The sequence below is a fragment of the Pseudomonas sp. NPDC087697 genome (assembly GCF_044743155.1).
GTDB lineage: Bacteria > Pseudomonadota > Gammaproteobacteria > Pseudomonadales > Pseudomonadaceae > Aquipseudomonas.
This window is the reverse complement of sequence record NZ_JBIUVW010000002.1, coordinates 128,931-154,541: the sequence shown is the minus strand read 5'-3', so window position 1 is coordinate 154,541 and position 25,611 is coordinate 128,931. Positions and strand designations below refer to the sequence as shown.

26 protein-coding genes and 1 pseudogene are annotated in these 25,611 nt (G+C 58.2%); 17 read left to right on the top strand and 10 right to left on the bottom strand.

The features are described from left to right. Positions 1 to 56: 56 nt before the first annotated feature. Positions 57 to 677 carry a cell wall hydrolase gene (locus tag ACIPIN_RS02930; protein ID WP_401115048.1) on the top strand — a complete coding sequence of 207 codons (621 nt, stop codon included), beginning with the start codon at positions 57 to 59 and terminating at the stop codon, positions 675 to 677. Positions 678 to 774: 97 nt separating this feature from the next. Continuing rightward, complete coding sequence (locus tag ACIPIN_RS02925; RefSeq protein ID WP_401115045.1) at positions 775 to 1,545, top strand: phytanoyl-CoA dioxygenase family protein; 771 nt, start codon at positions 775 to 777, stop codon at positions 1,543 to 1,545. 50 nt (positions 1,546 to 1,595) lie between these two features. Here ACIPIN_RS02925 and ACIPIN_RS02920 read toward each other — a convergent pair whose 3' ends face one another. Continuing rightward, a complete protein-coding gene (locus tag ACIPIN_RS02920; RefSeq protein WP_401115042.1) occupies positions 1,596 to 2,393 on the bottom strand; it encodes a pirin family protein in 798 nt (265 codons plus the stop codon). A gap of 223 nt (positions 2,394 to 2,616) precedes the next feature. Here ACIPIN_RS02920 and ACIPIN_RS02915 point away from each other — a divergent pair. Beyond that, positions 2,617 to 3,527, top strand: a pseudogene (locus ACIPIN_RS02915) (LysR family transcriptional regulator). Between the two features lie 10 nt (positions 3,528 to 3,537). On the opposite strand, the gene ACIPIN_RS02910 reads toward ACIPIN_RS02915, so the two are convergent. Further along, positions 3,538 to 4,029: a winged helix-turn-helix transcriptional regulator gene (locus ACIPIN_RS02910; protein WP_401115039.1), complete on the bottom strand. Its 492-nt coding sequence runs from the start codon at positions 4,027 to 4,029 to the stop codon at positions 3,538 to 3,540. A gap of 114 nt (positions 4,030 to 4,143) precedes the next feature. Here ACIPIN_RS02910 and fabF point away from each other — a divergent pair, with 114 nt between their 5' ends. Next, positions 4,144 to 5,412, top strand: coding sequence for a beta-ketoacyl-ACP synthase II (gene fabF / locus ACIPIN_RS02905; protein ID WP_401115036.1), 1,269 nt, complete (start codon positions 4,144 to 4,146; stop codon positions 5,410 to 5,412). Positions 5,413 to 5,505: 93 nt separating this feature from the next. On the opposite strand, the gene ACIPIN_RS02900 is transcribed toward fabF, so the two are convergent. After that, positions 5,506 to 7,047 carry a carbohydrate porin gene (locus ACIPIN_RS02900; RefSeq protein ID WP_401115256.1) on the bottom strand — a complete coding sequence of 514 codons (1,542 nt, stop codon included), beginning with the start codon at positions 7,045 to 7,047 and terminating at the stop codon, positions 5,506 to 5,508. A 162-nt stretch (positions 7,048 to 7,209) separates the two neighbouring features. Between ACIPIN_RS02900 and ACIPIN_RS02895 the strand changes: the two genes are divergently transcribed. The 5 genes from ACIPIN_RS02895 (at position 7,210) to ACIPIN_RS02875 (ending at position 11,995) form a co-directional block, all read left to right on the top strand. Continuing rightward, entirely contained in the window at positions 7,210 to 8,502 is a 1,293-nt protein-coding gene (locus ACIPIN_RS02895; RefSeq protein ID WP_401115033.1) for an MFS transporter, read from the top strand. Between the two features lie 13 nt (positions 8,503 to 8,515). Continuing rightward, positions 8,516 to 9,991 (top strand): glycoside hydrolase family 32 protein, encoded by a 1,476-nt coding sequence (locus ACIPIN_RS02890; protein WP_401115030.1) that lies wholly within the window; start codon positions 8,516 to 8,518, stop codon positions 9,989 to 9,991. Positions 9,992 to 10,095: 104 nt separating this feature from the next. Continuing rightward, positions 10,096 to 11,094, top strand: a complete 999-nt coding sequence (locus tag ACIPIN_RS02885; RefSeq protein WP_401115027.1) for a LacI family DNA-binding transcriptional regulator — start codon at positions 10,096 to 10,098, stop codon at positions 11,092 to 11,094. A 64-nt stretch (positions 11,095 to 11,158) separates the two neighbouring features. Further along, on the top strand, positions 11,159 to 11,548 hold the full coding sequence (locus tag ACIPIN_RS02880; RefSeq protein WP_401115024.1) for a c-type cytochrome: 390 nt from the start codon (positions 11,159 to 11,161) through the stop codon (positions 11,546 to 11,548). Between the two features lie 117 nt (positions 11,549 to 11,665). Continuing rightward, on the top strand, positions 11,666 to 11,995 hold the full coding sequence (locus ACIPIN_RS02875) for a hypothetical protein (protein WP_401115021.1): 330 nt from the start codon (positions 11,666 to 11,668) through the stop codon (positions 11,993 to 11,995). 14 nt (positions 11,996 to 12,009) lie between these two features. Here the strand turns inward: ACIPIN_RS02875 and ACIPIN_RS02870 are convergent, their stop codons facing one another. Beyond that, the gene (locus ACIPIN_RS02870; protein ID WP_401115018.1) at positions 12,010 to 13,365 is read right to left on the bottom strand and encodes a hypothetical protein; all 1,356 of its coding nucleotides are present in this window, start codon (positions 13,363 to 13,365) and stop codon (positions 12,010 to 12,012) included. 293 nt (positions 13,366 to 13,658) lie between these two features. Here ACIPIN_RS02870 and fabV point away from each other — a divergent pair, with 293 nt between their 5' ends. After that, entirely contained in the window at positions 13,659 to 14,855 is a 1,197-nt protein-coding gene (gene fabV, locus ACIPIN_RS02865) for an enoyl-ACP reductase FabV (RefSeq protein ID WP_401115015.1), read from the top strand. Between the two features lie 80 nt (positions 14,856 to 14,935). On the opposite strand, the gene ACIPIN_RS02860 is transcribed toward fabV, so the two are convergent. Further along, on the bottom strand, positions 14,936 to 15,265 hold the full coding sequence (locus ACIPIN_RS02860) for a DHCW motif cupin fold protein (protein ID WP_401115012.1): 330 nt from the start codon (positions 15,263 to 15,265) through the stop codon (positions 14,936 to 14,938). Between the two features lie 194 nt (positions 15,266 to 15,459). On the opposite strand from ACIPIN_RS02860, the gene ACIPIN_RS02855 reads away from it, so the two are divergent. Continuing rightward, positions 15,460 to 15,663: a hypothetical protein gene (locus tag ACIPIN_RS02855; protein ID WP_401115009.1), complete on the top strand. Its 204-nt coding sequence runs from the start codon at positions 15,460 to 15,462 to the stop codon at positions 15,661 to 15,663. Positions 15,664 to 15,732: 69 nt separating this feature from the next. Here the strand turns inward: ACIPIN_RS02855 and ACIPIN_RS02850 are convergent, their stop codons facing one another. Continuing rightward, on the bottom strand, positions 15,733 to 16,017 hold the full coding sequence (locus ACIPIN_RS02850; RefSeq protein WP_071550403.1) for a hypothetical protein: 285 nt from the start codon (positions 16,015 to 16,017) through the stop codon (positions 15,733 to 15,735). Between the two features lie 270 nt (positions 16,018 to 16,287). Here ACIPIN_RS02850 and ACIPIN_RS02845 point away from each other — a divergent pair, with 270 nt between their 5' ends. Then, the gene (locus tag ACIPIN_RS02845) at positions 16,288 to 16,875 is read left to right on the top strand and encodes a LysE family translocator (protein WP_401115006.1); all 588 of its coding nucleotides are present in this window, start codon (positions 16,288 to 16,290) and stop codon (positions 16,873 to 16,875) included. Positions 16,876 to 16,885: 10 nt separating this feature from the next. On the opposite strand, the gene ACIPIN_RS02840 is transcribed toward ACIPIN_RS02845, so the two are convergent. Next, positions 16,886 to 17,719, bottom strand: coding sequence for an AraC family transcriptional regulator (locus tag ACIPIN_RS02840; RefSeq protein WP_401115003.1), 834 nt, complete (start codon positions 17,717 to 17,719; stop codon positions 16,886 to 16,888). A 37-nt stretch (positions 17,720 to 17,756) separates the two neighbouring features. Continuing rightward, positions 17,757 to 18,260, bottom strand: a complete 504-nt coding sequence (locus tag ACIPIN_RS02835; protein ID WP_401115000.1) for a VOC family protein — start codon at positions 18,258 to 18,260, stop codon at positions 17,757 to 17,759. A gap of 373 nt (positions 18,261 to 18,633) precedes the next feature. Between ACIPIN_RS02835 and ACIPIN_RS02830 the strand changes: the two genes are divergently transcribed. From ACIPIN_RS02830 to ACIPIN_RS02815, 4 genes are all read left to right on the top strand, one after another. Then, positions 18,634 to 19,788, top strand: a complete 1,155-nt coding sequence (locus tag ACIPIN_RS02830) for an NnrS family protein (RefSeq protein ID WP_401114997.1) — start codon at positions 18,634 to 18,636, stop codon at positions 19,786 to 19,788. A 185-nt stretch (positions 19,789 to 19,973) separates the two neighbouring features. Beyond that, the gene (locus tag ACIPIN_RS02825; protein WP_401114994.1) at positions 19,974 to 20,435 is read left to right on the top strand and encodes a (2Fe-2S)-binding protein; all 462 of its coding nucleotides are present in this window, start codon (positions 19,974 to 19,976) and stop codon (positions 20,433 to 20,435) included. Positions 20,436 to 20,437: 2 nt separating this feature from the next. Beyond that, entirely contained in the window at positions 20,438 to 22,606 is a 2,169-nt protein-coding gene (locus ACIPIN_RS02820; RefSeq protein ID WP_401114991.1) for a molybdopterin cofactor-binding domain-containing protein, read from the top strand. Between the two features lies 1 nt (position 22,607). Next, on the top strand, positions 22,608 to 23,186 hold the full coding sequence (locus tag ACIPIN_RS02815; protein WP_401114988.1) for a hypothetical protein: 579 nt from the start codon (positions 22,608 to 22,610) through the stop codon (positions 23,184 to 23,186). 36 nt (positions 23,187 to 23,222) lie between these two features. On the opposite strand, the gene ACIPIN_RS02810 is transcribed toward ACIPIN_RS02815, so the two are convergent. Beyond that, entirely contained in the window at positions 23,223 to 23,648 is a 426-nt protein-coding gene (locus ACIPIN_RS02810; RefSeq protein ID WP_401114985.1) for a VOC family protein, read from the bottom strand. Between the two features lie 114 nt (positions 23,649 to 23,762). On the opposite strand from ACIPIN_RS02810, the gene ACIPIN_RS02805 reads away from it, so the two are divergent. Next, on the top strand, positions 23,763 to 24,629 hold the full coding sequence (locus tag ACIPIN_RS02805) for a LysR family transcriptional regulator (RefSeq protein ID WP_401114982.1): 867 nt from the start codon (positions 23,763 to 23,765) through the stop codon (positions 24,627 to 24,629). A 175-nt stretch (positions 24,630 to 24,804) separates the two neighbouring features. On the opposite strand, the gene fabI is transcribed toward ACIPIN_RS02805, so the two are convergent. Continuing rightward, positions 24,805 to 25,599, bottom strand: coding sequence for an enoyl-ACP reductase FabI (gene fabI / locus ACIPIN_RS02800; RefSeq protein WP_262116463.1), 795 nt, complete (start codon positions 25,597 to 25,599; stop codon positions 24,805 to 24,807). Positions 25,600 to 25,611 lie beyond the last annotated feature (12 nt).

Genomic DNA, 25,611 nt, shown 5'->3' with positions numbered 1-25,611 from the left:
CGGTGTCGACCGCAATATGCGGAGTCGCCAACCTGACTCAGTCAGAAGGTTCGACCATGCGCCTGATCTGGATAGCAACCTGCCTCGCAATAGCCCTTCTCGGGGGCCAGGCGAGCGCGGCTGACCAAGAGCAAAACAAGGAAGTGGCGGTGGACAAGGCGCAGGTCCTGGAGCAGAAGACTGCAGAAAAGGGCAGCGTGGCACCTGTGTCTAAAGCCGAGACGATCACGCCTACTGAAGCGCAGGCGGTCGATCCGGCAGGCAAAGCACCTTTGAACGATGCAATCACCTGTCTTTCACGCACGATTTTCTGGGAGGCAAAAGGTGGGGAATCGGCCGACATGGAAGCCGTCGCCAATGTTGTTTTGAACCGGCTCGGCCATGAAGGCTTTCCAGGTACGGTGTGCGAGGTGGTCAAACAAGGCTCGGAAAAGCATGCCTGTCAGTTTTCATGGTGGTGTGATCGGCGTTCGGAACATGCCGACGAAGACACTCCCTACGTGATTGCCACGGAAATAGCGCGAAAAGCGCTCAACCACCAACTCACGGACCGAACCCATGGCGCTATGTATTTCCACGCCAGGCATGTGAAGCCCGACTGGGCCAGGAAATACATCAAGACCGCCGAGACCAAAAAATTTCTCTTCTATAAGCCTCATGACGACACTGCACGATAGGCGCGTTCGTTCAGACTTCGTCAGGACGCAAACGTGGCGAAGCACCCCGCACAGTGCCAGTATGAGTGGGAGTTTGCGCATTTGCCGGGTGCACAATATGGACACCACCGAGCGTTTTTCATCACTGACCGCCAGCCGTCTGCGGGCCTTGCACCGAGAAGGTTTCGTGGTGCTGCCCGGTGTGCTGGATGACGCCCAAATTACCACGCTGCGCAATGCCATCGATGGCCTTGAACCCGAGCACTGGGACTACAGCGGCCTGCTTGATCATTACAAGTGCGTGTTCAACCGCGACCCGTTTTGGCTGCCGTTTCTCGACCTGAGCGGGATCATCGAACTGGCCGAGGCTGCCTTGGGAGACGATTGTCACATCATTGGCCAGACCGCCTGGCGCTGCCATCCCGGCTTCGTTGGGGCCCAATTGCATCTGGATTACCTGGTGATGGAGTTGCCGCAAAGCCTGCTGGCCGACCCCGCCTTCGAGTTGCCGATGCAGATATGCACCGCGCATCTCTACCTTGACGATATCGACGCTGACCTCTGTCCCACTCGGGTGATCCCCGGTAGCCACCGAGCAGGGCGGCCGCCTGCTCGCGGCGAAAACCAGTGGCATGGCTGTACCGCGACGCCAGTGCTGTGTCGGGCCGGGGACGTTTTGATATTACGGAGTGAGCTGTGGCACGCCGGTAGCGACAATCTAACGCTCGACCGCGTGCGCTACCTGTTGCAGGTGCACTACGGCCGGCGCATGGTGGCGCAGAAGTTCTCGCCTTACCTGCACTGGCGCTTCAACCCCAACGTGCTGGCTGCCGCGACGCCACGTCAACGGCGCCTGTTGGGAGAACATCAGGAAGCGGAATACGACTGACCTGTTTTCGCGACAGCGTGCAGAGCGGGTGTATCACGCTCCAGGTGGCGTCATTTGTAGATCGGAACTGAAACCGATCCGGACCGCTGCACGGACTCTGCTTGCAGACGTTTGCCCAACTCCGCAATCTTTGCCTCTCCGGCTTTCAACGCTTCCAGGCTGGTATGCACGGAGTAGTTACCCATCTTCAGGTCGTGCGGGTGAGGAATCGCCGACCCCAGCACAAACACCGCGCCTTCCTGATCCCCGGCCTCGAGTTTCAATGTACCGTTACCCGGCGTGAAGGCGACAAGTTCTCCCGCCCGGATAAGCTCCGGCGAATGAACCGCTCCCCGACTGACACTGAGCCAAAGCACCTCGTGCCCAGACGGTGGCTGGTACTCCCAGCTTTGGCCTGCAGCCAGTGTGACCAGTAGATAATTCACACCTGAGGGCGCACGTACAGGACTGCGAATGCCCTGATAGTCGCCGAGGATTACGCGGGCCGGCCCAGCCTGTGGGATGGCATGCGCTTCCAGGTACTGGCTCTCGACCGGTGCGCTTTCCAGGTCAGCGGGCAGAGCAATCCAAAGCTGAAACCCCTGGATCCGCGCCGAGGTGCCGGCAGACATTTCTTTGCCATGCCAGACACCCGCGCCTGCGCGCATCCATTCGACTCCGCCGTAGCCAATGAATCCGGAACCTGCGTCCGGATCGTCAAAGTGCAGGTTGCCTTCAGTGATCACGGTAATGGTCGCGATCCCCGAATGAGGATGCAGCGGCATGTTGCCAGTGAACGAGGCATCCGCTTCGAACAGATCGAGAAACACAAACGGCTTGAGTAACTGGCCCAGGTCCGAGGGACTCATGAGCCGAATAATGGGCCCGTGCCCATGACCTCGGGTGCGCAGGTTGATTTCGCGCGAGGTAGGGTTTCGAGGCGAGGTGAGGGGACTCGATGTCGTTGTTGAAAGTGTCATATAGCACCCTTGCTGAATAGTTTTACGAAGTTAAGGCAAGCGTATCCAGCCGGTTATACGTTGATAAGCGGCTATAGTTGGCTTGAACCCGTCCATTTATGGAAGTAATGCGGTGCTGGATCTCAATGAAGTTGCGATGTTTGTTCAGGTGGTACAGGCAGGCAGTTTTGCCAGCGCGGCGCGGCGCGGCGCATGGGCATGCCCGCCAATACCCTAAGTCGTCGTGTAAGTCAGCTGGAAGAACATTTGGGGGTGCGTTTGTTGCAGCGCTCCACACGTAAACTGGTGCTTACCGACGCAGGACGATCCTTGCACGACCGCAGTGCCGTCCAGGTCAATGACTTGATAGAGGCGGCTCGCCATCTGGCAGGGGAGAGCCAGGAACCGACTGGCGCCGTGCGGGTAGCAGCACCTGCCGATTTTTTCGACGTCTATCTGATGGACTGGGTAGCCGAGTTCCTTCAGCAGTACCCGGGCGTGCAGTTGGACTTTCTGCTCAGCGATAGCCGGGATGACCTGATCGACAAAGGGATAGATGTCGCCATCAGAGGCGGCGATTTACCAGATTCGAGCCTGGTAGCGCGAAGGGTCGGCACCGGAAGCCAGGTGTTGGCGGCCAGCCCCGGTTACTTACAGGCTCACGGTACGCCGGAGACGGTGCAGGCGCTTGCGATGCACGAATGCATTCGACCCTCCAGGCAGGCACCGCGTACCGCCTGGAATCTCGACGGGCCACAAGGGCCCCTCAGCGTCGAGGTGACGGGCCGGATCAGTGCCAACACCGCGCACGCCCAGCTGAAGGCGGCCGTTGCTGGCTTGGGTATTTGCCTGTTGCCGATGGCAATTTTGCGCGAGGCTTTGCATACCGGGCGGCTGATTCAGGTTTTGCCCGATCACGGGCGCTTCAACAACGGCTTGTACATCGTCTATCCCAGCCGTCGACAGGTGCCGCGCGCGATCAGCGTTTTCATCGAGCAGGTCATCAAGCATTTACGGGAGGATGCTCTGGCTGAAGGCAATTGACCTGGCAACATCAGGCCATAGAGACTCTATTTCCCAGCCGCTGACGCATGCCCACGCTGGCGGCAGGCCCTGCCTGCACTGTGCATTGATCCAAAGGCACCAGATGGCCGTCAGCGATATCCACCATCATCAGTTGCAACGGTCGCCCGGTTTCGCGCTCGACGATCTGCACACTTTCCCCTTCCGGCGCGTAATGGCGATTGCCCCAAGCCACGAATGCCATGAGCACCACGCAAAAATCCTCGCCTTTGGCGGTCGGCACATATTGGTAGCGCAGCGGACGCTGGCTGTAAGGTTCACGTTCGAGCAGGCCGGCTTCCACCAGGGAATTCAAGCGCCGGGTGAGCATGTTCGGGGCAATATCCAAGCTGCGGGAAAATTCGTCGAACCGTCTCAGGCCATGCAAGGCATCGCGCATGATCAAAATACTCCACCACTCGCCAACTCGCTCCAGGCTGCGGGCGACCGGGCATTCAGCATGGGTCAGTGTTTTTCGCTGCATAGAGCGGCTCCTGTGATGGGGTCATACATTTGTCGGTCCGGCATGTTACTTTCATGATGATAGTTACGTCCATATGCCAATAACCACTCAATAACCTGAAGGAGCTGGACCGTCATGAATAAACGCATCGTCGTCACAGGCATGGGCGCGCTGACCCCACTTGGGTGCGGAGTCGAGCAGATATGGCAACGCCTGCTCGCTGGGCAGTCAGGGATCCGTCAGTTGCCGCCGGAGTTGATCGGCGACTTGTCGATCAGCATCGGCGGCCAGGTCCCGGACCGCGCGCAAGACCCGGAAGCCGGCTTTGATCCAGATCAACTGCTGTCCCCCAAAGAGCAGCGCAAAATGGATCGTTTCATTCTGTTCGCCATGGCGGCCGCTGATGAGGCCCTGGCACAGGCAGGTTGGACACCAGGCACACTTGAGGCGCAGGAGCGCACAGCAACGATCATAGGGTCCGGTGTTGGAGGTTTTCCCGCCATTGCTGAAGCCGTGCGTACCACGGACAGTAAGGGACCCAGGCGTCTGTCGCCCTTCACCATCCCCTCATTTCTCAGCAATATGGCCGCCGGCCATGTTTCGATTCGGTACGGTTTCAAGGGACCACTGGGGGCTCCGGTGACTGCCTGCGCCGCTGGCGTCCAAGCCATCGGAGACGCGGCCCGGATGATTCGTGCGGGAGAAATCGACGTTGCGCTCTGCGGCGGTGCAGAGGCATGCATCCACAGAGTCAGCCTGGCGGGGTTCGCCGCGGCGCGGGCGCTCTCGAGCGACTTCAACGACACTCCAGAGCGCGCCTCCCGGCCCTTCGATCAGGCGCGCGACGGATTCGTCATGGGCGAAGGTTCTGGCCTGCTGGTTATAGAAGAGCTGGAGCATGCGCTGGCACGCGGCGCCAAACCAATCGCCGAACTGGTGGGTTATGGCACCAGTGCCGACGCCTATCACATGACCGCCGGCCCGGAAGATGGCGACGGCGCCCGCCGGGCCATGCAACAAGCTTTGCGCCAGGCCGGAGTGGCGCCATCCCAGGTTCAGCACCTGAACGCACATGCCACTTCAACCCCGGTGGGAGACCATGGCGAGCTTTCGGCCATCAAGGCTCTGTTCGGAAAGGATAGTAAGCTGGCCATCAGTTCGACCAAATCCGCGACGGGCCACCTGCTGGGCGCTGCGGGAGGTATTGAAGCGATCTTCACTGTCCTTGCGCTGCGCGATCAGGTGGCTCCCGCGACGCTCAATCTGGAGCACCCTGATGCCGCCGCCGAAGGCCTTGACCTGATTCGCGGTCAAGCCAGGCAATTGCCCATGGACTATGCACTCTCCAATGGTTTCGGTTTCGGTGGGGTAAATGCCAGCGTGCTGTTCAGACGCTGGGTGTAAAGGCGAGGTATTGCGTTCAGCTCAAGTCTTGTTGAGGTCTCGGCGTCGCCGATATAGACCTCAACAGCTGAGAGGTCAGTATTTCCAAGGTTCCTAGAACCACGTCTCCATCTGCACTCCGAATTGCCAGACCCCGCCAGACTTGAAGCCCTTCTGACCAAAGTCGTCTGTGGCGCTAAAGTTATCGAGGTCCCTGGACCAGTTCATATACGTGGCAAACAGGCGCAATTCAGGGCGAGTGAAGAAGTCTCCGGTTTGCATCTTGAACGTGGGCGCGAACGTGAGTTTCCAGTAGTCGCCATTGGCTGTTTGTCGGCCCTTATAGCCAAGCGCATTCAGGTCCATCGTCTGCCAGCTCAGCTCATATTGCATTTCGAAGTTGCTGGTCAGTTCGTTGGCCAAGCGCAGGTTGAGCGTCACATAGCGATAGTCGTCGCCGGGGACATAGCGATCCTTGCTGTGCTCGGCAATCATCGCGGGTGCGATGCGCCAATCCTGATTCAGGCGAGTATGGCCATAGAGCGCCAGTCGCACTGTCTGAGCCTCGTCCAGCAGGTCGCCATCGGCACCGATGCTGTTGACCTCCGCCCCCAAACCCTTGCCATACAGCAGCGCAGCTTTGAAGTAGCCCTCACGGCCGAAAAAGTCTGGCCGATGGTAGGCGAGCATGCCATGCGAACCGCTTTCGGCAGGGCTGAACCCTGCCTTGTTCACCCGGGTATCTGTGGCGAATGCCTGTTTGCTCTTCTCGTTCAGGCTGGCATCGTTCTGGCCCGAGGAAATGCCATTGAGCATGATTTGCCAGCGACCCTCATCGAAAAATTGATTGAGGGTGGCAACATAGCTCCTGATGTCCTTGTTTTCCTCAGTACCGAAGTCGCCATAGGAACGGCTCATCAGCGATGCATTGATGCGCCAGTCATCGGTCAGACGCACGTCGTAGATACCGCCACCGGTCCCGGCAAGGAACACGATCCCTCTGTCGAGCCAATGGATGTCGTAGTTATCCCGATCAAAGCGCTTGCCAGCCCACAGGGTTGCATCGCGTAACAGAGGGCTATCGCGAAAGGAAGCCAGATGGTCAAGCTCGGCGTAAACCTGCCGCACATTGAGCGAGCTCTCAGCCGCCGTCCAGTCGTTAGGCGTTTCCACCCCATCGGCGAGCATCAGCGTGTATTTGGAGCGCGTACCGTTGCTGGCCTGGTTTGTCTTTGAAAACTTCGCCTCCACGTAGGTATCGACTTCATTGCCAAGCCTGCCAACGGCCCCACCTACGGAGCCGGCGGGGGTCACATAGGGGCCGCCATGACCGGCACCTGATCCGTTGGTCATTATCCCGGATCGGGCATATCCACCAAAGGTGAAGCCATCGCTCAGAGGCTCGGTCGAACTGACTGAAGCTGAAGACTCGGTTATCGGGGGAGGGATGGCGATTTGCTTATTGAGTTGCTCGACTTCCTTGCGCAATCGGGCTGCGTCAGCTTCGGCCACCAAGACACGGGCCTCGGCGACGGAGGTTCTGGCTTCAAGTCTGGCAAGACGTTCTTCGATGCTTTGCGCCGGCGCGGCGAGCAGTTGAGTGGAGAGAAAAAGCAAGGAAAAGCCAGCCAAGGGCCGACAGACCACAGCACTCATAGGTAACCCTCTTGTTTTTGTATTCGGGTACTGCAAAGACCTTTTGAACAGGTCCTTATCCCCACCCTTGTCACTCGGTACCACTTGACAGCGAGCAGGGAGAGGACGCGTAATGCATTGCGATGTTAACGTTAACTTAAATAAAAACAAGAGGGTCGTCACATGCAGCTATCAGTCAAACGTGAGTACTGGCTCATCAGTGGTTTGCTGTTTTTTTTCTTTTTTTCGTGGTCATCCAGCTACTCGCTGTTCTCGATATGGCTTCATCGAGTCATCGGTCTGAATGGAACGGAAACCGGGTTTATTTTTGCCGCCAACGCCATTGCGGCACTGCTGATTCAACCGTTCTATGGCGCTCTCCAGGATCGGCTCGGCCTGTCGAAAAAACTGCTGGTATGGATTGGTGTACTGCTCTGCGCCTCGGCCCCATTTGCGATCTACGTATACGCCAACCTGTTGGCCCAGAACGTGGTGTTGGGGGCCGTGGTCGGCGCGGCTTTCCTGGCGTTTTCCATGCTCGCGGGAGTGGGCGTCATCGAGTCCTATACGGAGCGACTGTCGCGTCACGCGGGCTTCGAGTTTGGCACCACCAGAATGTGGGGTTCGCTGGGTTGGGCAAGTGCGACGGGCGTCGTCGGGGTGGTCTTCAACATTGACCCGGACATTGCGTTTTACATGAGCAGCGCCGCTGGGGTCGTGTTCTTGCTGATCCTGTTCCGCCTGGATCTGAAGCGGTTCAACAAACCAGAAGCGCAAGCGGGTGGCGAAGCGGCTGTGCCGGTGCGGCTGAACGATCTTTGGAAGTTGCTGACACTGCCGCGCTTTTGGGCATTCAGCCTGTACCTGACCGGGGTTTGTGGAATCTACATGATCTACGAACAGCAGTTCCCCGTGTATTTCTCCTCGTTTTTCCCAACCCCGGAGGAGGGCACCCGAGCCTATGGCTACCTGAATTCATCCCAGGTTCTGCTCGAGGCCGTCTTGATGTTGTTCGCGCCATGGGTGGTCGGTCGTACAGGCGCCAAGTATGGATTGATACTGGCGGGCAGCATCATGTTCGTCCGTATTCTTGGCTCCGGGCTGGCAACGGAAGCCTGGACCATCGCCGCCTGCAAGATGTTGCACGCCCTTGAAGTCCCGATACTGCTGGTCTCGGTATTCAAATACATTTCCTTCAATTTTGATTCGCGGCTGTCGGCCTCGATCTACCTGGTGGGGTTCCAGTTCGCCCAGCAATTGACCGCGATGCTGCTGTCGCCGCTGGTGGGATACGGCTACGACCATGTTGGCTTCTCGAGCGTTTATGTACTGATGGCTGGCCTGGTAGGCAGTTGCCTGCTGCTGTCATGGTCGTTGTTACGCGCGGACCCGGCCCGCCAATCATCCCGGGCAAGAGCTCTTGATTCGATAGAGCTGCCTGCTATCGCTCAATCAGCCAACCGTTACGAACCCTAGTAAGGATCAAACCATGCACGCTGCACTGCTGGACGAAGCGCATCGCGCCATCGAAAAAAAACTGCCCGAACGCGGCAACGACTATCGCCTCGGCTATCACCTGTCGCCCCCGGCCGGATGGATGAATGATCCAAATGGGCTGGTCTTTTTTCAAGGCGAATACCACGTGTTCTACCAGCATCACCCTTACTCGGCGCAGTGGGGGCCGATGCATTGGGGGCACGCCAAGAGCAGCGATCTGGTGCATTGGGAGCACCTGCCCATCGCATTGGCTCCCAGCGACACCTACGATCGAGACGGTTGTTTTTCAGGGTCGGCTGTCGTTGCCGGCGATACGCTTTATCTGATCTACACTGGGCACACCTGGTTAGGGGAGCCGGGCAATGACCAAAAAATTCACCAGGTCCAGTGCTTGGCCAGCAGCACGAATGGCATCACGTTCACCAAGCATGGGCCTGTGATCGAAACGCCACCGCATCCGGACATCATGCATTTCCGCGACCCGAAGGTCTGGAGGCGCGCAGACCAATGGTGGATGGCGCTTGGCGCTCGTCAAGGGAACGACCCGCAGCTTTTGCTCTATCGCTCCGATGACCTGCATCATTGGGATTACCTTGGCTGTGCCCTGGACGGCCAACGCGAGTCTGACGGTTACATGTGGGAGTGTCCGGACGTATTCGAACTGGATGGATGTGACGTTTTTCTGTACTCGCCGCAAGGTCTGAAGCCCAGTGGGTACGACAACTGGAACAAATTTCAGAACAGTTATCGATTGGGCCAGTTGGACAACTCCGGTTGCTTCATCGACAGCAGCAGGCTTCGCGAGCTCGACCACGGACACGATTTCTATGCCGCACAGACCCTGCTGGCTCCGGACGGACGCCGCTTGCTCTGGGCATGGATGGACATGTGGGACAGCCCTATGCCGAGTCAAGAACAGCACTGGTGCGGGGCGCTGTCGTTGCCGCGAGAAGTGAGCCGCGACGGCGACCGGCTACGCATGCGTCCGGCACGTGAGCTGACAGCGCTACGGCAGTCACGACAAACGCTGGACATAGGGAAGGTCGAGTCGCAGAGCCGTACACTTGAAGTTCGTGGTGCTCTGCTGGAGTTTGAGCTCGAACTGGACCTGGCCGGCAGCACAGCCGAGCGCTTTGGCTTGGCGCTGCGCTGTAGCGAGGACCAGCAGGAACGGACATTGCTGTATTTCGATGCCATGGCCCGCCGCCTGGTACTCGACAGACAATACTCGGGAGCTGGCGTGAGCGGTGTCCGTAGCGTACCTGTGACACCAGAACAAACGCAGATCGCATTGCGAATTTTTCTCGATCGCTCGTCCATTGAGGTTTTCGTCGACGACGGCGCGCATAGTCTGAGCAGCCGGATTTATCCACGGCCCGACAGCCTTGTTGTCAGCGCTTTCGCGGTCAACGGAGCGGGGGTGTTCGCAGAGACCTCTGTCTGGAACCTGGCCGATCTCAAGCTCTGAGCACCCCCGTATACCATCCGTGCGGCCTGCTGCCCGGCATCGTGTTGTCATGCTTTTACCAAGCATGACATGATGCCCGGCCAGACAAGCAATGGCACCCGCGAATGGCTTCAGTTAAAGATGTCGCACGGCTGGCGGGGGTTTCCTTCATGACCGTTTCCAGGGCGCTCAACACCCCGGAAAAACTGAATCAGGAAACTCTGACGAAAGTTCGTCAAGCGGTCGAGGCCCTGGGATACGTTCCCAGCCTTTCTGCGCGCAAGATCCGTGGCGGTCACTCCAGTGGCAAGACCATTGGAGTCTTTGCGCTTGATACCGCGACAACCCCCTTCGCCGTAGAAATGCTGCTTTCAATGGAGCGCACCGCACGAGAAAACGGCTGGAACGTCTTTATTCTCAACGTGTTCGAGGCTCCGCCGAGTCAGCAAACCATCGACCTGATGCTGTCGCATCAGCCCGACGGGATCATCTTCAGTGCCATGCAGCTTCGTACCGTCGAGATTCCCCAGGTGCTCCGCAGCCTGCCGCTGGTACTCAGCAACTGCATGAGTTCAGAGCCAGGCGTGGCCTGTTACGTACCCGATGACGAAGACGGTCAGTACCAAGCCGTACGGCAGGCGCTGAAGCGTGGCTACCGGCATCCGTTGTGCATCAACCTGCCGCAAAGCAGTCTCGCCTGGGAGTTGCGCCAGCAAGGATTGGTTCGCGCCCTCGCAGAGTCCGGTGTACCCCTGAACAGTGTTCCCCAATACAACCTGTCGACCGATGACGCCTATGAGGAAACGGTTGTAGCGCTGGAACAGCAATTGCGCGAGTCGGATGGAAAGCCGACCTTCGATCTGCTTATTTGTGGCAACGATCGCATTGCGTTGGTCGCTTATCAATACCTGCTCAGTCGCGGTCTGCGCATTCCCGCCGAGGTGGCCGTACTTGGCTACGACAATATGATCGGCGTTGCCGAGTTGTTCTACCCACCGCTGAGTACCGTGCAACTCCCGTATTACGAAATGGGCCGCCGTGCCGCTCAGCACTTGATCGAACGCAGGAATGAACCCTCAATTCATAGGGTTTCATGCCCCCTCGTGGACCGTAAATCCTGGTGATAGCGGCCACAGAGCAAGCTGTAGTTCTTCAAAGCTGTAAGCAACACCTGATCTGGAGCAGAACATGCAGAAAGCCGCAGTACTAACCTTCGCCTTAATGCTCAATACAGGAGTATTCAGTACGCAAGCAGAAGCGGCCGGCGATGCTGAAGCGGGTGAGAAACTATTTAACCGAATATGCGGCGGCTGCCATCAAGTCGGGGGTTCGGCACGGGGTTCTTTTGGTCCGCAGCTCAATGCCATTTTTGGACGCCATGCTGGAAGTACGACGGACTACCAGTACTCTTCCTCGATGAAATCATCAGGCGTTGTCTGGACCCGCGAAACGCTGGCCGCCTACATCGAAGCTCCAAAAAAAGTAGTCCCCGGGACCCGCATGATTTTTTGGGGTATCAGCGATCCGGAAAAGATCGAAAACCTGTTGGCCTACCTTCAGACATTTCAGCCGCAATAATCCGTACCTCATCAAAAGTCATCTCCGCAAAGCCGGATAGAAGGCATTTTGCTGGCCCCGAAACCTCAAAGTTATCGCCAAAATCACTTTATTTTCAGGTGGTTAGGCGGAATGCAAATGCGGAATCTATTGATCATGCTGATCTCGTTTGTACTGGCGAGCGTTGCAGTCTCTGTCCAGGCCAAAGAGCTGATGCCCAATGATCGGTTTATGTGCAGCTGGGGGGCGGGTACCGCCGCAAGAGCCCAGGAGCTCAAGCTGTCGGGGATCTCACTGTATGCCGCTCGCCAGAAGATACAGGCTTACAAGTTCAGCAAGGGGTGGATGCGAATGATGGCCTTGGGCATTACCGAGCAAACCTACGACAGCAAATCGCGGTTCAAGCCCGAGGCTGTCCGGCAGAGCTTCTATGAAGAGTGCGTCAGGTATAAGTTGGCGCGTAAATGACGCTCGTCCTGCCGTTATAACCCGGTATCTGGTGGCGTTATCCGTGCCAGCATCACCGTATATTCTTCGGCTGCAATTTGACGAAATTTCATTCGGGTGATGGCCTGACGCTGCATGTCATTGTCATCGGGGAACAGGCGGATGGCTGCGTTCTGGACGATCAGATCGGGTGTCTCAATCCGCGGGAACGGTCCGTCGTACTTTTCGGCGGAGTCTTCGGTTGGCACTGCTGGGGTATCGAGTGCCCGTACCAGCAGGTAAATAGGGACGACATCTGCAAGCCCCACCGGAAGTAGCCTGGCCGCGTTTTCCCCCAGATGGCGCCGCACGATGGCCTGAGAGCCCAAACGCAATGTGAACCTGAAGGGGAATCCGGTGCGGATTGAGAGCAATACCGGATCAGCCGCGGCAACCTGCTCGATTGAGTTAATGCCCTCTGACTCCAGCGTCGCAACCACAGGTAGTGTCACGCCTTCAAGGACAAGCAACTTGTCTGAACTGCCGTCCCGCTTGTCCTGGTCGGTGAGTTGGGGAAAGCCCATTCTTCGCACGATCTTCATGAGTGGATCTACCGGCAAGGTACCCAAAGCAAAGGCGGTGACGATATGTGGGCCATCTCCACCGCCGGCATTCGCGATCACCAATGCGAGAGGAATGGATAGAAACAGGCGCAGGGAGTACCAATACACATCGGAAATGTTCAGTGACTTGCGTCGGATACTGAGGACGGAGTCGCTGACGACAAACATGAAAGCACCCGCCAGGGAGCTAACCAGCAGTGGAATCCCAAGCTTATACACGCAAGCCACTTGAAGCGTGTGGTCGCAGTTCGGGATGACATAGTTGGAGGCGACCAAGGCTGCCGCGGCATAAGCCACCAACAACAGAATGATGAACGGCACAATAAACGGCACCAATCCATATTGCTCATGGTAGATCCGCGCAAACAAACGCTCGCACAGTTCCGGGTTCTTGTCGGAGCATGCTCTCCAATCATCCACTGAACCGTTCTGGCTCAGCTTTCCTTCGTCCTGAAGCGAATGGATGAGACTGGGCGACCAGAAGCGTTGCAGATAGGCAGCCAGAGCGCCACCCTTCAAGCTGTTCTGGAATTCGCTGTAGCGGGTAAACCAGCCCAGGCTCAGAAACATGATGAGTGGGGCGCCACAGATCACCGTGGCGAAAGCGGCGAGTACCACCACAAGCTGCAGGATTGCGCCATCAAGTCCGACCACTTCCACCATGAACAACCGACCGACACCATTGATGAACAACAGAATCAGCGCAAGGAGCAGGACCCGTTGCCGTGGTCTCAGGTGCGACTCTTTGAACAGATAAGTCCTGCGCCTACTACCATAAGGCTCTTCCATGGGCTTACTCACCGGACTTCTCCTGACGACCTGATGTGTTTCTACGGATAACGCTAGCAATGGAAACGGGTTCGTCCAGAATGTCACCGCGCCATGCTAGGTTGTTTTTGAATAATGCCAATTTCGGACTGGAAGCAGCTGCTCAAATCATCGAGGGTATGCGCTGGATTCGCGATAGGCCCGGGCAGTGAGGTCGATGAATAGGCCCACCACCGTGACGCTTCGGTTTTCCCAGCGTCTATGACTTTTATAGCCAGTGTTGGCTCTCGGCATCTTGGAAGAGGGAGATATTTATGATCGTTAAACCGCGCGTTCGTGGTTTTGTTTGTGTGACTACCCACCCCACTGGCTGCAAAGCCAACGTCAAGAATCAGATCGACTATGTCCGTGCACAAGGACAGATCACCGATGGGTCAAAGAATGTCCTGGTGCTTGGTGCATCGACCGGCTACGGACTTGCTGCACGCATCACGGCGGCTTTTGGTTGCGGTGCCAAGACACTGGGTGTGTTCTTCGAGCGTGAAAGTGTTGAGGGCAAACTCGGTACCGCGGGTTGGTACAACACCGCCGCTTTTCACTCGTTTGCCGAATCAGAAGGCCTCTACGCCAAGAGCATCAACGGTGATGCGTTCTCCGATGAAGTCAAGCGCCTGACCATCGAGACCATCAAGCGCGACATGGGTAAGATCGACCTGGTGGTCTACAGCCTCGCCGCACCGCGTCGTACCGATCCGAAAACCGGTGAAGTCTACAGCTCGACGCTCAAGCCGATCGGCAAGTCGGTTACCCAGCGCGGCCTGAATACCGACAAGGAAGAGGTCAACGTGACCACCTTGGCCGAAGCGACCCAGGAAGAAATCGACGGTACCGTCAAAGTCATGGGTGGCGAAGACTGGCAGATGTGGATCGACGCCCTGCACGAAGCGGGCGTTCTGGCCGAGGGGGCGAAAACCACTGCGTTCACTTACCTGGGCGAAAAGCTGACGCACGACATTTACTGGAATGGCTCCATTGGCGCGGCCAAGAAGGACCTGGATCAGAAAGTCCTGAGTATTCGTGAGCGATTGGCGGATCTGGGCGGCGATGCGCGGGTCTCGGTATTGAAAGCGGTAGTGACCCAGGCCAGTTCGGCGATCCCGATCATGCCGCTGTATCTGTCCTTGTTGTTCAAGGTCATGAAAGAGCAGGGCACACACGAAGGCTGCATCGAGCAGGTCTACGCGCTCTACAAAGACAGCTTGTTCGGCCATCCTCCCGTCATGGATGAAGAAGGGCGTCTGCGCGCGGATTACAAGGAATTGGCGCCTGAAGTCCAGGACCGCGTCAAGCAGCTCTGGGATCAGGTCAGCAATGACAACCTTTACGAACTCACCGATTTTGCCGGTTACAAGGCGGAATTCCTGCGTTTGTTCGGTTTTGGGATCGAAGGGGTGGACTACGAGGCTGACGTCGATCCGGACGTGAAGATCTCCAATTTGGTTCAGGCTTAAGTCTCAAGAGTAGGAAAGAAGGGGGCGGATTTATTTTTCAAATAAGTCCGCCCCTTTTGTTTTTAGCCTGCGAGACGAGGTCAATCAACCACAAACAGCTTCGCCCCCGTCACCGTCGAGGACCTGTGAGGCTCAGCGTTATCCGCCACCTGATAACTCATGCCGGGTTTAAGCACAAATTGGCGGCCATCCTCGAGTTCGGTGTGCAGTTCGCCTTCAAGGCACAGCAGGATGTGGCCCTTCGAGCACCAGTGGTCTGCCAGGTAACCGGCGGTATATTCGACCATTCGCACGCGTATTGCACCGAATTGGCAGGTGCGCCAATAGGCGCTGCCGTGTTCACCAGCGTGGACGGTGGGTTCGATGGTCGACCAGTCGGTTGTGCCGAACGGGATGGCTGCTATATCCATGGCGAGCTCTTGAAGTCGGAAGAGTGAACCGATTTACCCAACTGGAGGTGGGTTGTCAATGGATGACGCTTCTCCAGAAGCTAAACTCATGCTGTTCACTGGTAATGTTTCATTATGTTTCTGGTGGTGGGGCGGCGTAGGATAGTTATCCAGAATCGTGCATCGTCTCGCTTCCAGCCAAGGGGAACGGAAAAATGAAGTTGAACCTCGTCAAAGCATTTTTGATCGCCGGCACGTTGTTGTTGAGCGCTTGCTCTGGCGTGATGACCACCAGCACCTGTTTTTCAGAAGACTGCCATCAGTTCGACGGCCGTGGCACCAACAAGATGAGCTTTGGTGGCAGCGCGCTCGGCAACAACTTCAATGAATACAGTTCGGGGCTGTTGCAGCACGACTGATTTGGTAATTCGCAAACCGGATACGCCGATGGCAACCATCGGCGTTCCTCTGAAGGTGTGTTCACCACCCTAAACGTAGGGCTGGCCGCTAAATCCCCGTGGGAGCCGTTGCTGGCCCGGCATGTCGCTGAGTCTTTTGATCCAGGACGTGCGCCAGTCAATCGAAGCATGTGCGACTTTGGCTCTGCGCGCCGCTCGGCGTGCAGCGTTGCGAGCGTCTTTTCGGGCGTCCTTGAACGCATCGGTATTACGGCAGCTACGGCATTTGACGCGGGCAAATTCAGTCGTAGACGTGAGATTGCTGCCATGGCGGCCGCAGGCCAGATGCCCGGCAGTCTTATAGTGAGTCACCATCGTTGGATCTCCTTCGCAATGATTTCGGCGTAGCGCGAGGGTCACTTGCCACATCCATATCGGTGACTCTGCACTGTCTGGACTCGCTGCCCATTCAGAGGTGGAGGGTCAGAGGCCGCGATCCCATTACTATTAATGACACCTGTGTGACCGACGCGTTCGATCTGAAATGTCGAGGGCTGCACGGGGTGTTTTTCTTCAATACAGGCGTATCGGCGTTCTCCTACCTTGAGCGCCGGGATGTCCCGAAGTTATTGAAGAAGGTGTGTAATGAGTTTGATCATTTCCATGGCCGCGTTTGCGTTGGCGTCGTCGATCACCCCAGGGCCGGTGAACATCGTTGCGTTGAGTTCGGGCGCGCAGTACGGCTTTCGCGCCAGTCAACGGCACGTAGCGGGTGCGACGCTGGGCTTTGTTCTGTTGTTGGTGTTGATGGGATTGGGCCTGCACGAATTACTGCAGCTCTGGCCTTCGCTGACTCGGGTGGTGCAGTTGTTCGGGGTGGTGTTTCTACTGTTCATGGCCTGGAAACTCGCCACTGACGATGGTCGGCTCAGCGCGGGCGATTCAGGGCAGGCGCCGACGATGTTCTACGGCGCGCTGATGCAGTGGCTCAATCCTAAAGCCTGGCTGGCCTGCGTCGCGGGGATGGGGGCGTTTGTCGCCGACGGCGAGGCGCGGCTGGTCTGGCAGTTTGCGGCGGTGTATCTGGTGGTCTGCTACCTGTCGGTAGCCTGCTGGGCCTATGCCGGGACCTTTCTGCGGCAGCACCTGAGCAATGCCGGCGGCATGCGGCTGTTCAACCGGTTGATGGCGTCATTGCTGGCGATCAGCGCGGGTTATCTGCTGCTGCCCTAGATGTCAGGCTTCAGCCGCGATACTGCCCTGGCGTCGCTGCCAGATGCTGTTTGAACGCTCGCTGAAAATGCGCCTGATCGGAGAACCCGGCTTCCAGCGCCACGTCAGCAATCAGCTTGCCCCGGCGTAGTTGGCTGCGGGCGAACTGGATGCGCCGGTTCACCAGGAACGCATGGGGCGTCATGCCGTAATGCTGCTTGAAAGCGCGGATCAGGTACGACGCCGACAGATCTGCCGCGTCGCAGATGTCTTCGAGTTTCAGCGACAGGGTGCAGTTGTCGCGGATGTAATCGGCCGCTCGTTCCAGCTTGACGTTGGGCTCGCGAACGGTCAGTTCCGCCGGATTGAACTTTAGCTGCACCTCGGTAAAAAACGCTACGGCGGCGCTGTGTTTTTGCAGCGTCTCCAGTTGTTCGTCGAGCAGAACCTCATACAGCTGATTGAGCCCGCTAAACAGCCCGGCATCGTCGCAGTGGGTGATGGCGAAACGTCGAAAGTCCAGCTCTGCGCTGAACCCCAGTTGATGCTGAAGGTCGGTCAGCCACGGCGTATCGATATACAGCATACGGTAAGACCACGGCTGATCGTCGATCGGGTTACAGGCGTGGACATCGCCGGGGTTCATCAGCACCACGGTGCCGGTGCCGACTTCAAACGTGGCTTGTTCATGGATATAGGTGCTGCGCCCGGCGGTGATCGCGCCGATGGAAAAGTGCTCGTGGGAATGTCGGGCGTAGCAGACTTCGCGGCCGTCGGCGATGGAGCGGGCTTCGATGAAGGGCAGTGAGTCATCGCGCCAGAAGCGTGGGGCCTTGTCGGCATCTTTGGCAATGGCGTGTTTCATCTGCAAGCGTCCTTTGGCAGTCCAGTATGGGAGTGTATTAGCTCTCGCCATTAAAGGCTTGCTCAAGTGTGGCGATGTCGATTTTCTTCATCTGCAACATCGCCTGCATGGCGCGCTGGGATTTCGTGGCGTCTCTGTCGGTCATCATTTCCATCAGCGCGACGGGCACGATTTGCCAGGACAGGCCGAACTTGTCCTTGAGCCAGCCACATTGCTGGGCCTGTTTGTCGCCGCCGGCGGACAGCGCATTCCAGAAGTGATCGACCTCATATTGCGTGTGACAGTTGACCTGAAACGAAATGGCCTCGTTGAAGCGAAACACCGGGCCGCCATTCAGTGCGGTAAACGTCTGGCCATCCAGCACGAAGCTGACGGTCATCACCGAACCCTCGGGCCTGCCATGGAACTCGAAACCGGCTTTGCCATAGTGGGTGATAGCGGTAATGGTCGAGTGTTCGAACACCGAACAGTAGAACTGCGCGGCAGCTTCGGCCTGATCATCGAACCACAGGCAGGGCGTAAGTTTCTGAATGCGGGACATGAAGGTTTTCCTCTACGAGTGATCACGCTGGACTATTAGCGTAGTCAGCCGATGGTCGTCTGGAGTTACCGTCAATCGACAAGGCAAAAGAGACTGGATGTCGGAAGTAGTCATAATGACAATCAATAGTGTCATTTAGACTCATTTGTGCTTGAGTCATATTGACTATAAATACTGCGGGGTACTGTTTTATCGGGCTTTAAAAGCTGGCACGCGACTTGATAGGTAATACGTACAACTGAACCGATTCAGGAGTACGCCAAAATGTTCGAGCTTTTCAGCAGCCCTCAAAATCTTCTGCACCTGTCGAGCAAAGTGCTTGGCCTCGGGCTTGTCTTGCTGGGCGTCGGTGTTGTCGGCGCGGTGGCCTGAGATGCTATCGATCAAGCACGTACCACTCTGGAGTCTGGGGTTTCGACCGTTCTTCCTTGTCGGCGCAGCCTTTGCCTGTGTCGCGCTGGCGGTCTGGGGCTTATGGCTTTACGGACATTTGCCCGGCTCGCAACCGATTGGCGGGATGCTCGCGTGGCATAGGCATGAAATGCCGTTCGGTTTTGCCTCGGCGATCATCGGCGGTTTCCTGCTGACCGCCGTGTCCAACTGGACTGGCCGTCCTGGATTGTCCGGCTGGCCGCTGCTGGGGTTGCTGCTGGTGTGGCTGGTTGCGCGATTGGCCTGGCTGATGCCGTTTTCCGCTCCCTGGTTACTGGCGTTACAAGTGCCATTTCTGCCGCTGTTGGTAGTGGTTCTGGGCCGCGACCTGATCGCCGCACGTAAACGCGAGAACTACCCGATTCTGCTGATGATCAGCTTGTTGGCCGGATGTCAGTTGCTGACGTTGTGGGGCATGGCTCAGGGCGACATCGCCTTGCAGCGTCGCGGTGTGCTGGCGGCGTTATGGCTGGTCGCAGCGCTGATGAGCGTGATCGGTGGGCGGGTGATTCCATTCTTCATCCAGCGTGGCTTGAGCCGCCCTCAAGGATCAACGGCGCAACCACTGCAAACCAAAACGCTGTTGATTGCGAGCCTGCTGGCGGCGTTGATGATCGGCGCGGGGTTCAACGACACTCCAGGGCCTTGGCTGGCGGCGTTGTACTTGTTGATCAGCGGTTTGCACTTGATTCGCTTGTGGCGCTGGTACGACAGCGGCATCTGGCGCGTGCCGCTGCTCTGGTCGTTGTATCTGGCGTATGCCTGGCTGCTGATCGCGGCGCTGGCCATGGCGTTGTGGCAACTCGGCGTGATACCGCAACAAAGCCTGGCCACGCATTCGCTGGCGGTCGGTGGTGTTGGCGGGTTGGTTCTGGCGATGATTGCGCGAGTCAGTCTCGGTCATACCGGGCGCCTGCTGCAACCGCCGAAGGCCGCGGTGCTGGGCTTTGCCTTGTTGCTGCTTGCCGGGATCTGTCGGGTCTTTGTCGTGCCGTTCACCAGTAATGGGTTGGCAATCTCGGCGTTGTTATGGTGCGTCGCGTTTGCACTGTTTTTGCTGCGCTACACCCGGATCTTGCTGGGGCCGAGGGTGTAGGTCGGTTGGTGGTTTGAAACACAGGGCTGCTTCCTCGCAAGTGGCCCTTTTTTGTGACCGGTGGTCGCGCAAATCAAGGCCTTGGGAAAATTGCGCTTAGCTGAATGGATAACCGAGGCGCGCGTAGGCACTCGTTGCCACAGTGACGCCATGAAAGGACACCGTGAGTTCCTGAGGAGATCGCCGTGCTGACGTTCAACATCAATGGCAAAGACCAACCCCTGGAAGTGCCCGGAGACATGCCGCTGTTGTGGGTATTGCGCGATGTCGCGCATTTGACCGGCACCAAGTTCGGCTGCGGCATGGCGCAGTGTGGCGCCTGCACCGTGCACGTCGACGGTGCGCCGTTACGCTCCTGCATTACTCCGGCGGCGGCTGTCGCCAACGGGCAAAAGATTCTCACCATCGAAGGCCTGTCGAGCGACGGTTCGCACCCGGTGCAACGCGCCTGGGCTGAGATTGACGTGGTGCAATGCGGGTACTGTCAGTCGGGGCAGATCATGTCGGCGGCGGCTTTGTTGGCGAAAATCCCGTCGCCGAGCGACAGCGATATCGATCAGGCACTGTCGGGCAATATCTGTCGGTGTGGGACCTACCCGCGAATTCGTGCGGCGGTCAAACGCGCAGCCGAAATCAAGGAGGCATGACGATGAGCGCAGTGATCGATACCTCTCGCCGTGATTTTCTGAAAAGCAGCGCCGTGCTCGGCGCAGGTCTGGTGGTGGCGTTCGTCATTCCGGGGAGCAATCGCTTCGCGCAGGCTGCGTCGACGCCGGACGCGGTGTTCGCACCCAACGCTTTTCTGCGCATCGCCCCCGATGGCAGCGTGACCGTGCTCTTGGGGCACTCCGAGATGGGGCAGGGGATCTGGACCGGCCTGACCATGTTGATTGCCGAAGAACTGGATGCCGACTGGACGAAGATCCGCGTCGAGCATGCACCGGCATCGGCGGCCGATTATGGTTTGCCGGCTTTCGGTGGAATACAGATCACCGGCGGCTCGACCTCGACCTGGATGGAGTTCGACCGCTACCGTCAGGCCGGCGCGGCCGCACGCTTGATGTTGATCGAGGCCGCCGCCAAGCGCTTCAACGTCGCGCCCTCTAAAGTACGGACCGAACCGGGCGTGGTGATCGCCGGTGATCAGCGGGCCACTTACGGTGAGTTGGCCAATGACGCCGGCAAGCTGCCGGTGCCGGATCCGGCGTCGATCAAACTCAAGGAGGCCAAGGACTGGAAGATCATCGGCAAACCGACCAAACGCCTGGATACTCCGGAAAAAATCACCGGCCAGGCGAAATTTGGCATGGACGTGCAGTTCGATGGGCTGCTCACGGCCATGGTCGCGCGCTCGCCGGTGTTCGGTGGCAGCGTCAAATCATTCGACGGCGCGGCGGCACTGGCACTGCCGGGCGTGCATAAAGTCGTGCAGGTGCCGACGGGCGTAGCGGTGGTGGCCGATCACTATTGGGCCGCGAAACTCGGCCGCGATGCGCTGAAAATCGACTGGGATCTTGGGCCCAACGCCGGGCTCGACAGTGACGCCTTGCTGCAAACCTTCCGCAAACTCGCTGCGATCCCCGGTACCCCGGCCAGCCAGGCGGGCGACATCAGTGCTGCGTTGAGCAAGGCGGTGAAGACCATTGATGTTGAATACAGCGTTCCCTACCTGGCTCATGCACCGATGGAGCCGCTCAACTGCACGGTAAAAATTACCCCGGACAAGTGCGAGATCTGGACTGGCACCCAATTCCAGACACTGGACCAAATGGTCGCGGCGAAAATCACCGGGCTCAAACCCGAGCAGGTCGAGATTCATACCGAATTCCTCGGGGGTGGTTTTGGCCGTCGAGCCAATCCGACCTCGGACTTTGTCAGTGAAGCGGTGCAAGTCGCCAAAGCCGCTGGCGCGCCAGTGAAAACCGTCTGGTCGCGGGAGGACGATATACGCGGTGGTTACTACCGCTCGGCGTTCCTCCATAAGGCGCGCATTGGCCTGGACGCCAAAGGCATGCCCCAGGCCTGGCAGCACGTACTGGTCGGGCAATCGATCATGGCGGGTACTTCATTCGAAGCGACGATGGTCAAGAACGGCGTCGATGCCACCTCGGTCGAAGGCGTGGCCGACAGCCCGTACATCAAGCGCCTGGCCAACCATCTGGTCGATCTGCATTCGCCGAAAACCGGCATCAGTGTGCTCTGGATGCGCTCGGTGGGGCACACTCACACGGCGTTTGTCGTCGAGTCATTGATCGATGAACTGGCCACGGCGGCCGGCAAGGATCCGGTGGAGTACCGGCGGACCTTGCTCAAGGAGCATCCGCGACATCTGGGGGTGTTGAACCTGGCGGTGGAGAAGGCCAACTGGAAGGCGCCGTTGCCTGCGGGGCACGCGTTGGGCGTGGCGGTGCATGAGTCTTTCGGCAGTTACGTTGCACAGGTTGCCGAGGTGTCTCAGGACAACCTGAAGATTCGCGTGCACCGGGTGGTCTGTGCGGTCGATTGCGGGATTGCGGTGAACCCGGCGAGCATCGCCGCGCAGATGGAATCGGGCATCACCTTTGGCCTGGGGTTCGCCTTGCACAGCAAGCTGACCTTCAAGGACGGGCAGGTAGTGCAGTCCAATTACCACGACTTTCAGGTGTTGCGTCTGAATGAAATGCCGGTGGTCGAGGTGCACATTGTGCCCAGCACCGACAAACCGGGCGGCATCGGCGAGACCGGGGTGCCACCGACGGCTCCGGCGGTGGCCAATGCGGTGTTTGCCCTGACCGGGCAACGCTTGCGTGAACTGCCCTTGCAACTGGCGGGGGTTTGAGATGAGGCGACACCTGTTTCTGGGCGCGCTGCTGTTGCTCGAGGGTGGCGGCTACACTTCGGATCTGTTTGCCGACGATCAAGCCGCACTGGCGGCGTTTGCCACGGTGCAGAAGGTGTTCCAGAGCCCGCGCTGCCAGAACTGCCATATCCCCGGTGACTCGCCCTTGCAGTTCGATGCCGGCAAACCGCATGGCATGAACGTGGTTCGCGGTACGGACGGTAAGGGTTCGGCGGGTCTGCCGTGTGCAACCTGCCACGCCGACACTAACCCGCCCGCCAGCTACGGCCCTCACGCGCCACCCGGTGCACCGCATTGGGGCTTGCCAACGGCTGCACACAAAATGGCCTGGATCGGTCTGCCGGCTGATCGGCTGTGCCAGATGATCAAGGACCGTTCGAGCAACGGCGACCGTGATTTTGCCGCGCTGATCAGCCATGTCAGCGACGACAAACTGGTGCTCTGGGGCTGGAGTCCCGGCGGCAACAGGACGCCGGTACCCGTGCCTCACGATATTTTTGTCACCCAGTTCAAGCTGTGGGCAGCAGCGGGCGGCCCGTGCCCGGTGGCGGGGAGCTAGACGGGATCCACTCGCAGGCTGGTATGGGGCTGAAGGTTACTTGGCGAACAACTGCTCGATGTCTTTGAACGCCTTGAACTCCAGCGCGTTACCACACGGGTCGAACAGAAACATCGTCGCCTGTTCGCCCACCAGCCCTTTGAAACGAATCCCTGGCTCGATCACAAAGCGCGTGCCCAGCGACGTGAGTCGTTCGGCCAAGGACTCCCATTCATCCATCGACAGCACCACGCCGAAATGTGGAACCGGCACGTCATGGCCGTCCACGGCATTGGTGTGGGCGGATTCCTGCGTGGCGGTTTTCGGGTGTTCGTGAATGACCAATTGGTGGCCGAAAAAGTTGAAGTCCACCCAATGTTCACTGGAGCGTCCTTCCTCCAGGCCGAACACCTGGCCATAGAAAAGCCGCGCTGCGGCGAGGTCATAAACCGGGATGGCCAGATGAAAAGGGGAGAGACGCATGATGATCAAGCCTCGAAGGCAGGGAAGTTGAGCTGATTCTAGTCTTGTGATTTTTGATTAAAAGACGATAATTTTTGCCTCCAGCTCAAATAAAATCGATCAATCGAGGCGCTCATGCTGCGTGAACTGAAAACCTTCATTGCAGTGACTCGCTATGGCACGTTCGCCGCAGCCGGCATGCACATTGGCCTCACGCAGTCGGCCGTCAGCGCGCAAATGCGCAATCTGGAGCAGGCGCTGGGTATTCGTCTGTTCGACCGTACCGGACGTCAGGCCATTCTCAATGCGGCAGGGCAGCGGGCGTTGCCGATGGCACGGGAGATTCTTGAAACCTTCCAGCGCATGGCGGTCAGCGACGACGTCAGTGAGTTTCGCGGTGAATTGAGAATTGGCGCAGTAGCAACCGCCCAGACTGGTCTACTGCCTCAGGCATTGCTGCGTTTGCGGCAGCAGGCGCCGCTGCTCGAACCGAAACTGGTGCCCGGCGTGTCACTCAATCTGTTGAGTCAGGTCGACGCTGGAGAGCTCGATCTGGCGATTCTGATCAAGCCACCCTTTGAGTTGCCCAAAGAGCTGTCTGCCCGACTGATACGCCAGGAGCCTTTTGTGTTGATCGTGCCGCCGGAGCTTGAGGGCGAAGACCCGCTGCAATTGCTTAGCACGCATCCGCATGTGCGTTATGACCGCAACTCGTTCGGTGGACGTCTGGTGACGCGCTTTCTGCGTGAGCAGCAGATTGAGGTGCGGGTCGCGCTGGAGCTCGATGAGCTGGAGGCGATTGTGAAAATGGTCGAGTGTGGGCTGGGTGTCTCTCTACTTCCTAAGGCCGGGCTCTGGCTTGAGCATGGGGCGAAAGTCAGGATCATCTCGCTAGGCGAACTGACGTTCTATCGGGAGATCGTTCTGCTACAGCGCTACAGTCAGCGTACACAACCGATCCAGCAGTTGTTTGCCCGATGTCTGACGCAGATCGAAGGTTGAACACACATCCCTGTGGGAGCGGGCTTGCTCGCGAAAGCGTCATCTGGAACGATATATTCGTCGCGTCGTACACCGTCTTCGCGAGCAAGCCCGCTCCCACATTGAATTGCGCCAGCCCTGAAATTGCATGCAAAAAAACCCGCCAATCGGCGGGTTTCTTGTTAAAGCGCGAAGATTACTCTTCGATGTTGCCCATGGCGGTGGTGTTGAAGCCGCCGTCCACGTACATGATTTCGCCGCTGATGCCGGACGCCAGATCCGAGCACAGGAAGGCGCCAGCGTTGCCGACTTCGTCGATGGTGACGTTGCGACGCAGCGGGGTTTGCGCTTCGTTGGCGGCCAGCATTTTGCGGAAGTTCTTGATGCCGGATGCAGCCAAAGTGCGGATCGGGCCAGCCGATACAGCGTTGACGCGGGTGCCTTCCGGGCCCAGGGAGCCGGCCAGGTAACGTACGCCAGCTTCCAGGGAAGCCTTGGCCATGCCCATCACGTTGTAGTTCGGCATGGTGCGCTCGGCACCCAGGTACGACAAGGTCAGCAGGCTGCCGTTGCGGCCTTTCATCATCTCGCGGCCAGCTTTGGCCAGGGCCACGAAGCTGTAGGCGCTGATGTCGTGAGCGATGCGGAAACCGTCACGGGTGGTGGCTTCGGTGAAGTCGCCGTCCAGCTGGTCGCCAGGAGCGAAGCCGACGGAGTGAACGATCACGTCCAGGCCATCCCACTTCTTGCTCAGTTCTTCGAAAACCTTGGCGATTTCTTCATCGCTGGCCACATCGCACGGGAAGCACAGCTCAGGGCTCGAACCCCAGCCTTGTGCGAACTCTTCGACACGACCCTTGAGTTTGTCGTTCTGATAAGTGAAGGCAAGCTCAGCGCCCTCGCGATGCATGGCGGCAGCGATGCCGGATGCGATGGACAGCTTGCTGGCGACACCGACGATCAGTACGCGCTTACCGGCGAGAAAACCCATGTGTTGCTCCTC

What these genes read in the sequence shown, in the direction of transcription:
- ACIPIN_RS02875 (WP_401115021.1), top strand. Translation starts at nt 11,666, where the DNA reads ATGCGGAATCTATTGATCATGCTGATCTCGTTTGTACTGGCGAGCGTT.
- ACIPIN_RS02830 (WP_401114997.1), top strand. Translation starts at nt 18,634, where the DNA reads ATGCTATCGATCAAGCACGTACCACTCTGGAGTCTGGGGTTTCGACCG.
- ACIPIN_RS02810 (WP_401114985.1), bottom strand. Translation starts at nt 23,648, where the DNA reads ATGCGTCTCTCCCCTTTTCATCTGGCCATCCCGGTTTATGACCTCGCC.
- ACIPIN_RS02895 (WP_401115033.1), top strand. Translation starts at nt 7,210, where the DNA reads ATGCAGCTATCAGTCAAACGTGAGTACTGGCTCATCAGTGGTTTGCTG.
- ACIPIN_RS02930 (WP_401115048.1), top strand. Translation starts at nt 57, where the DNA reads ATGCGCCTGATCTGGATAGCAACCTGCCTCGCAATAGCCCTTCTCGGG.
- ACIPIN_RS02845 (WP_401115006.1), top strand. Translation starts at nt 16,288, where the DNA reads ATGAGTTTGATCATTTCCATGGCCGCGTTTGCGTTGGCGTCGTCGATC.
- ACIPIN_RS02815 (WP_401114988.1), top strand. Translation starts at nt 22,608, where the DNA reads ATGAGGCGACACCTGTTTCTGGGCGCGCTGCTGTTGCTCGAGGGTGGC.
- ACIPIN_RS02925 (WP_401115045.1), top strand. Translation starts at nt 775, where the DNA reads ATGGACACCACCGAGCGTTTTTCATCACTGACCGCCAGCCGTCTGCGG.
- ACIPIN_RS02910 (WP_401115039.1), bottom strand. Translation starts at nt 4,029, where the DNA reads ATGCAGCGAAAAACACTGACCCATGCTGAATGCCCGGTCGCCCGCAGC.
- fabI (WP_262116463.1), bottom strand. Translation starts at nt 25,599, where the DNA reads ATGGGTTTTCTCGCCGGTAAGCGCGTACTGATCGTCGGTGTCGCCAGC.
- ACIPIN_RS02835 (WP_401115000.1), bottom strand. Translation starts at nt 18,260, where the DNA reads ATGTCCCGCATTCAGAAACTTACGCCCTGCCTGTGGTTCGATGATCAG.
- ACIPIN_RS02900 (WP_401115256.1), bottom strand. Translation starts at nt 7,047, where the DNA reads ATGAGTGCTGTGGTCTGTCGGCCCTTGGCTGGCTTTTCCTTGCTTTTT.
- ACIPIN_RS02820 (WP_401114991.1), top strand. Translation starts at nt 20,438, where the DNA reads ATGAGCGCAGTGATCGATACCTCTCGCCGTGATTTTCTGAAAAGCAGC.
- ACIPIN_RS02855 (WP_401115009.1), top strand. Translation starts at nt 15,460, where the DNA reads ATGAAGTTGAACCTCGTCAAAGCATTTTTGATCGCCGGCACGTTGTTG.
- fabF (WP_401115036.1), top strand. Translation starts at nt 4,144, where the DNA reads ATGAATAAACGCATCGTCGTCACAGGCATGGGCGCGCTGACCCCACTT.
- ACIPIN_RS02840 (WP_401115003.1), bottom strand. Translation starts at nt 17,719, where the DNA reads ATGAAACACGCCATTGCCAAAGATGCCGACAAGGCCCCACGCTTCTGG.
- ACIPIN_RS02890 (WP_401115030.1), top strand. Translation starts at nt 8,516, where the DNA reads ATGCACGCTGCACTGCTGGACGAAGCGCATCGCGCCATCGAAAAAAAA.
- ACIPIN_RS02920 (WP_401115042.1), bottom strand. Translation starts at nt 2,393, where the DNA reads ATGAGTCCCTCGGACCTGGGCCAGTTACTCAAGCCGTTTGTGTTTCTC.
- ACIPIN_RS02870 (WP_401115018.1), bottom strand. Translation starts at nt 13,365, where the DNA reads ATGGAAGAGCCTTATGGTAGTAGGCGCAGGACTTATCTGTTCAAAGAG.
- ACIPIN_RS02805 (WP_401114982.1), top strand. Translation starts at nt 23,763, where the DNA reads ATGCTGCGTGAACTGAAAACCTTCATTGCAGTGACTCGCTATGGCACG.
- ACIPIN_RS02885 (WP_401115027.1), top strand. Translation starts at nt 10,096, where the DNA reads ATGGCTTCAGTTAAAGATGTCGCACGGCTGGCGGGGGTTTCCTTCATG.
- ACIPIN_RS02850 (WP_071550403.1), bottom strand. Translation starts at nt 16,017, where the DNA reads ATGGTGACTCACTATAAGACTGCCGGGCATCTGGCCTGCGGCCGCCAT.
- ACIPIN_RS02860 (WP_401115012.1), bottom strand. Translation starts at nt 15,265, where the DNA reads ATGGATATAGCAGCCATCCCGTTCGGCACAACCGACTGGTCGACCATC.
- ACIPIN_RS02880 (WP_401115024.1), top strand. Translation starts at nt 11,159, where the DNA reads ATGCAGAAAGCCGCAGTACTAACCTTCGCCTTAATGCTCAATACAGGA.
- fabV (WP_401115015.1), top strand. Translation starts at nt 13,659, where the DNA reads ATGATCGTTAAACCGCGCGTTCGTGGTTTTGTTTGTGTGACTACCCAC.